Source organism: Pontibacter ummariensis, assembly GCF_900188175.1.
Lineage (GTDB): Bacteria > Bacteroidota > Bacteroidia > Cytophagales > Hymenobacteraceae > Pontibacter > Pontibacter ummariensis.
This window is the reverse complement of sequence record NZ_FZOQ01000058.1, coordinates 1-5,465: the sequence shown is the minus strand read 5'-3', so window position 1 is coordinate 5,465 and position 5,465 is coordinate 1. Positions and strand designations below refer to the sequence as shown.

Genomic DNA, 5,465 nt, shown 5'->3' with positions numbered 1-5,465 from the left:
TCTTCCACGCCGAGAAAATGAGCGCCTCCGGAGCGGGGCTGGGCAACCACATCGACCGCAAGGAGGGCCACGAGCACACCTTCCAAAACGCCGACGCCGAGCGGCGGCACCTGAACCAAGCCTTCGCCGTCACCGGGCACTGCCAAAAGCCCCTGCACACAGCCATCACGGACCGTATCGCCGAGGGCTACACCGGCACGACCGCCATCCGGAAGGACGCGGTGCGGGCGCTCTCGCTGGTGTTCACAGGCACGCACGAGGACATGAAGGCTATCGAGGCAGACCCGGAGAAGATGAAGGGCTGGCTCAAGGCTAACTATAACTTCGTGGTCCAGGAGTTCGGCAAGGAGAACGTGGTGCGCCTGGTGCTGCACCTGGACGAGAAGACGCCGCACCTGCACGCGGTGGTGGTGCCGCTCCGGGAGGGCAAGCTGACGGCCAAGACCATCCTGGGCAACAAGAAGGACATGAGCCAGCGGCAGGACCGCTACGCCCAGGCCATGGCGCCTTTCGGGCTCTCCAGGGGCGTGCGGGGGAGCAAGGCCATCCACAACGCAGAGGGCTGGTACCTGGGCCAGCAGCAGCAGGCGCAGGAGGCCGTTTTAAGCGATCTACCGAGACTCACGGCCCTGGATAGGCTAAACCCCGCCCAGTACGAGAAAAGCGTACAGGAGCGATTTAAATCGGCCACAAAGGAGAAAACGGACGCGGCCATCGAGCTCCGCCGGCGGGAGCAGCAGCTTCAGGCACAGGAGCGGCAGATAAGCAAGCTGCAGCAGGAACTGAAGGAGGTAAAGAGCCGGCTCAGCATCCTGCAGGAGACGGTGACGATGTTTGTCAAGTCCCTGCTGGGCAGGCCCGTAAGTGAGGAGGAGAAGAAAGTGATGGATATTTACGCCAACAGCTATAGGAAAGCAGAGGAAAGGAAGTTAAGCGAAAAGCAGGAAGAGCAGCAGCGCCCGAAGAAAGGCCGGGGCATGGGATTGTAGTGCTCGGGCAGTAAGCCACTTTATGTTAATGGCTTGGCTAAGGCATGCCTTGGTGTGTTTTAGGTTTTGTGTTAGGCAGAGGATGTTTTAATCTGTTTATTCCGATCCGCCTCAAAAGGAGAACACTTTAGTGAAAGAACCTGATTTTTGCCGCTCCTTAAACCAGTCATAACCATACAGTGGTAAAGCCAAATCTTGATGAAAAACCACTTATCTTCTATTTTCCTCTGAACAAGTAAGCAACAGATGCCCCAAACACTCGATGAACAGCCTTAGGTTTATCGCTGGGGCGGTCACCCTCATACTTGGAAATATCAGACAGCCCAAGACCATAGCGCACATCCAAATTCAGTGCACCTGCTCCCACAGCAAATGCCATACCTGCTCCCACATTGGCACCAATGTCCAGACGATTTGCTTTAGTGCCGCCTACATAATCATTGAATTCATAATCCTCTTCTTCCTCCCTTCCATCGAAAGTATACTTCATCTTACCGTTCATAAAGTAGCTGACAGAAGGACCAGCCGTCACAAAGCCTTTCATGCTCTCACCACCAAAAGAGAATTTTGCAAGCACTGGCACCTCAAGGAAGTTCATGCGTGAGTTAACCGATGCAGAGCCGTTTGAACTGTTCTCGTAAAAGGCAGGATTTGCCTTATAGCCCCTTTGGGAGTAGAGGATTTCAGGTTGAACAGACAAAATATCTGATACCTCAAAGTTGACTACAGCACCAAACTGTGCGCCAGTAGTGTATTCCAGCGCTTCATTGAAGTGCTTGCGGTACTCATTCTCTGCGTCAACTGCTCTGAGGGTAGCGAAGTTAACTCCAACACGTGGACCGAAAGACACGGTTTGCGCCTCAGCAGTAGCCGCCACACCAATGGCAGCCAGTACAATCATGCATAGTTTTTTCATAGCGTCTTTTTTATAAGCTGAAGATAATATATAAAACAAGGATATTTATATTATTAGCATTTATTTAAATCTTAAAAGAAAATTCTTTACGAGCTACAAAATAGCTTGGACGCATGCTTCTTAACTACCAAGATAATCCTGCTCTTCTATACTTATAATTTTAACTTGTGCCTAACTAAAGAGACCTGCAGCCAATTCCCACGCCCCCTAAAAGTACCAAAAGCCCAGCCCCCTCCAGGAGGCTGTGGGGGCTGTTTCGCCCATAACTACTGTTATGTTAAATAGAGCCGGTTTCTAAAGGATGTGCAATTCCGGACGGATAAGGGGGTATGCGCAATGCGGAATCCGCATTGCGCATATGCTGGTCGGTATGAACAAGGGGGAGAGGCAGATTTGCTTTTCACCCGCCATCGGCCTACATTTCGTACATGTATATGCCCGGCCGAGAAAATGCGATCGTAGAAGACTCCAAAATAGCGGGGTACCTGCTCAACTTGCAACATCCGGATGGGAGAAGCAAAGCTGGGTTCTTTCTCAGGGCCGGGTTTGGCCTTGGCCAGGCAGAGGAGTTCAGGGAACTTCTGCTCAGGCAGGCGATGTGGCACCAGGTGTCCAAAACGGAGCAGACGAAGTTCGGCACCAAGTATATTATTGACGGGATCGTAGAAACACCCCATCATTTCAGCTTTAACCTCCGAACAGTCTGGATGCTTGGCGCTGATTCCGAACAACCCAAGTTAGTAACCGCTTATCCTTTAACGCCATGATAAAAGAGTTTGAAAGAGTTATTCTGACAGAAGACATTCCAGGCACCGAGCTGAAGAAAGGCGATGTGGGCGTGGTCGTGGAGATCTATAACGGGGGTGAGGGATACGAAGTAGAGTTTTTTGCGCTCAACGGGGATACGGTAGCGGTGGAGACGCTGGAGAACAGGCAAGTGCGCCCGGCCACAAGCCGAGAGATCCTGCATGTCCGTAATCTGGAGGCTGCCTAAAAAACCTCTTTCTTCCCTTTTGTTTACCCTTAAAGTATTTGCAACAGGTTGCAGCTGTTGCTACCTTGTGGCAAGCAACAGCGTGCAACATGGCAAAAATAAGCATATCAGAAGCAGCAAGACTAACGGGGAAAAATCGCAGTACGCTGCATCGCCATATTAAGATAGGCAAGCTCAGCAAAGATTTTGATAGCGATGGCAGCCCTGTTCTTGATACAAGTGAGCTAAGCAGGGTTTATCAGTCATTCAAAATACCTGTCGCAGAAGGCCAGCCTGCAACAGTGCCGCAAAGCAACAGAAAGCAACAGGTTGCAACACCTCATAAAGCAGGTGATGCAACAGTAGAAATTGAGCTTTTGAAGCTGAAGCTGCAGCATGCTGAGGAAAAGACAACTATTGAGGAAAGCCGCCGCCGTGAAGCTGAGCAGCGCGAAAAGGAAGCGAGAGAAGAAATCAATCGTTTGCTAAGCGTCGTAGAAAAGCAGACCTATCTACTGGCCGCGCCACAGCCATTAGAAGAGGCGCACCCAGAGCCGCCCAAGCTTGGATGGTGGAAGAGGTTATTTAGCTAAGGAATGCAGCTGACGATCAAACACACAGAAGCTACTTTTCATTAAAACTTATTCCCCCCCTTTTGTATTTATCCCTGGTACTTAAAATCCTGCTTGGCGATGTGGCGCAGGAGACCACCATATGAGGTAAGTGGCTTACTTTCTTCCCTTGCCTGATCCTCCAGCCGCTCCAGGCGGTCAGAGAACGGCTTCAGCCGTTTCTTCTCCACCAGGTAACCTAACAGCTTATTGCAGTACAGTTCGGCTTCTGGCAGGATTGTTTTGAGCATCTGAGCACAATACCGCATGGACTCTGCTTTGGCTTCCTCTATCTGATTGAACCTGCGCTCGGAGTGGAAAATCTTGAAGGTCAATGTTCGGTCGAAATCCTCTTTCCCCCGCTCCTTTTTGTCACTTTCAAGCTTCACCCACACATCCGACTTACCAGCGTCAAAAAGCTGTTTTAGCTCCTTCTCTGCAGCAGATAGAACCCTAATTTTAAAGTCTCCATAGCGCTCATACTTATCATCCAGGCCAAGCTTATAGCGCAGATCCTCGGCTGATATCCTGAAAATGCCTGTGTCATGGTACTGGCTGAACATCATGTAGAGGCGTTGACTGTGCGTGTTCAGGTGCATTATCGTCTCCAGCTGGTAAGCGGTGAAGCCCCGCGCCAGGGAGACCATGTAGGGCATGAGCAGGAATGAAACCTGCAGCTCCCACTTTTTCGCGTCTTTGTTATAGCGCCCGTAGTTGATGAAGCCAACGTTAAACCATTGCCTCTCATCCTCCACTTCAAAGCTCTTATCTCGCAAGTCCTTCAGTGCCTTGCGTATGCGTGCGTGGTTCTTCTCCCCCTCTGACACCATCATATCAGCCAAGTAAAACTGAATCTTAAAGTCAATCTCCCCGAACATGGTACGGTTAAACTCCACGTCGTTCCGGTTGAGTTTGTCCTGAATCTGCCTGACAACATACATCAGCACCCGCATCTCATACTCTGTGAAGCTATACCGAGCCTGAGTAATCACATTCGGCTGATAGAGGGTTGGTTGCGTCGTTTCCATGAGGTGAATTTAGACAAAAATATTAGTTTGTCAAATAACCATGTCATAAATACCCCATAAGGGTATTCAAATTGTCGTAAAAAGTATGCTGAGGGGTATTCAAATTGTCGTAAAAAGGTATTCAAATTGTCGTAAAATGAATTTTAAAATAGCTTGTAATTAGCTGTAATACAGAAATTTACAAGCGTTTAAAAAACTCCTACAAGGATACCACAAGTTTACCTTTACAAGTAAAAGGCTCAAAATGCGTAAAATTTGTTGCTTAGGGAGCTCAATAAATCGGCAGCCAAAACAAGATTCCAGACAAGAAAAAGGAAAAAACAAAAGGGGAAAAAGAGCACCGGGGCGCGCCAACTAAAACTTTAGTTGATGATATGGCGCGAACTCCAGCACCTGCCCGGATGAGACCGGGGGCCCTGCAGAATTATGGCCACAGGAAAGCCACAGCTGGGCGCTGTGAGAGGCCCAGGAAAAAAACGCGGCTATACCTCCCAAAAGAGTTGGCGCGCTTAGAGGGGCTAAAAACGAGTTTTGATAAGTCAGACCTGCCACTCCGGCCTGTGAAGTTTCAGTGTCCCACATGATTTTAAATTGCCATTTGTGTTACCCCTGCCCGCCTGCTTCACTATCTTTACCTAAGAGACTGCCAGCTGCTGCGTGTCTTTCTCACCCGTGAAGAAGGAATGCTCCAGGCATTCCGGAGCCGGTACTTCGTACGGCTCCCTCTGGCCGGAACGGCCAGGAAAAGGACAACCCTGGGGATGGACTTCCGGTAGTAAGTATAGCCCACTAGACTTCGTGCCGAAGCCGCGGGCCCTGCGGGGCCTGGGGGCATGACCAATAAAACACCACCGCCATGGGATTCGCCGTCTTCCACGCCGAGAAAATGAGCGCCTCCGGAGCGGGGCTGGGCAACCACATCGACCGCAAGGAGGGCCACGAGCACAC

7 protein-coding genes are annotated in these 5,465 nt (G+C 50.4%); 5 read left to right on the top strand and 2 right to left on the bottom strand.

Annotated features, from left to right (window positions below; all coding sequences use genetic code 11):
* On the top strand, positions 1 to 989 hold a 989-nt coding region (mobV, locus tag CHB92_RS25225; protein WP_179223169.1), incomplete at its 5' end, for a MobV family relaxase.
* 217 nt (positions 990 to 1,206) lie between these two features.
* On the opposite strand, the gene CHB92_RS25220 is transcribed toward mobV, so the two are convergent.
* Entirely contained in the window at positions 1,207 to 1,905 is a 699-nt protein-coding gene (locus CHB92_RS25220; RefSeq protein WP_089322011.1) for a porin family protein, read from the bottom strand.
* Positions 1,906 to 2,339: 434 nt separating this feature from the next.
* On the opposite strand from CHB92_RS25220, the gene CHB92_RS25215 reads away from it, so the two are divergent.
* The 3 genes from CHB92_RS25215 to CHB92_RS25205 all read left to right on the top strand — a co-directional run bounded on the left by CHB92_RS25215 (position 2,340) and on the right by CHB92_RS25205 (position 3,471).
* Positions 2,340 to 2,672, top strand: a complete 333-nt coding sequence (locus CHB92_RS25215) for a DUF6883 domain-containing protein (protein ID WP_144266403.1) — start codon at positions 2,340 to 2,342, stop codon at positions 2,670 to 2,672.
* On the top strand, positions 2,669 to 2,899 hold the full coding sequence (locus tag CHB92_RS25210) for a DUF4926 domain-containing protein (RefSeq protein ID WP_089322009.1): 231 nt from the start codon (positions 2,669 to 2,671) through the stop codon (positions 2,897 to 2,899). The genes CHB92_RS25215 and CHB92_RS25210 overlap by 4 nt, the downstream gene beginning before the upstream one ends.
* A gap of 89 nt (positions 2,900 to 2,988) precedes the next feature.
* A complete protein-coding gene (locus CHB92_RS25205) occupies positions 2,989 to 3,471 on the top strand; it encodes a hypothetical protein (protein ID WP_144266402.1) in 483 nt (160 codons plus the stop codon).
* A gap of 68 nt (positions 3,472 to 3,539) precedes the next feature.
* Here the strand turns inward: CHB92_RS25205 and CHB92_RS25200 are convergent, their stop codons facing one another.
* Entirely contained in the window at positions 3,540 to 4,517 is a 978-nt protein-coding gene (locus CHB92_RS25200; RefSeq protein WP_089322007.1) for a replication initiation protein, read from the bottom strand.
* Positions 4,518 to 5,189: 672 nt separating this feature from the next.
* Between CHB92_RS25200 and CHB92_RS25980 the strand changes: the two genes are divergently transcribed.
* Positions 5,190 to 5,354 (top strand): hypothetical protein, encoded by a 165-nt coding sequence (locus CHB92_RS25980; protein WP_179223168.1) that lies wholly within the window; start codon positions 5,190 to 5,192, stop codon positions 5,352 to 5,354.
* Positions 5,355 to 5,465 lie beyond the last annotated feature (111 nt).